Origin of the sequence: Bradyrhizobium sp. NBAIM08, assembly GCF_020193935.1 — a bacterium.
GTDB lineage: Bacteria > Pseudomonadota > Alphaproteobacteria > Rhizobiales > Xanthobacteraceae > Bradyrhizobium > Bradyrhizobium yuanmingense.
Genome location: NZ_JADYVR010001171.1, coordinates 1 through 391 on the forward strand (window position 1 = coordinate 1; position 391 = coordinate 391).

At 72.4% G+C, this 391-nt stretch carries 1 protein-coding gene; it reads right to left on the bottom strand.

Annotated features, from left to right (window positions below):
* The coding region (locus tag I6F37_RS43995; protein ID WP_225154986.1) for a hypothetical protein at positions 1-391 on the bottom strand (391 nt) is incomplete at both ends.

Sequence of the window (391 nt, forward strand, 5' to 3'; positions counted from 1 at the left end):
GGTACACCGTCGGTTGCGGGACGAACGGCAAGCGCTCGAGCAAGTCGGCGTCGTCGGAGGCGCGGGCGCCGACGGTGATCGCACAGCCCTCCGGGATCGCCGCGTCGAGGAACAGCCGGTGCCAGACGCAGCCAGGGATGCCGCTGTCGAACGGTTGACCGGACACCGGGTCGGCGGCGTAGCCGCTCGGCGTGCGCAGCACTGCTTCGCGCTCGTGGTTGCAGACGCCGAACGGTTCGAGGGGCACCCAACGGCCGACGGCGTCGTAGTACACGTCGCCCGCGGCGGCCACGATCGCGCGCCCGCCCCAGCTGCGCATCGGTAGCTCGTCGGGCTGGTGCACCAGCGCGGGTGGGTCGAGCTCGAGGCGGTACGCCTCGGTGTCCGAGGT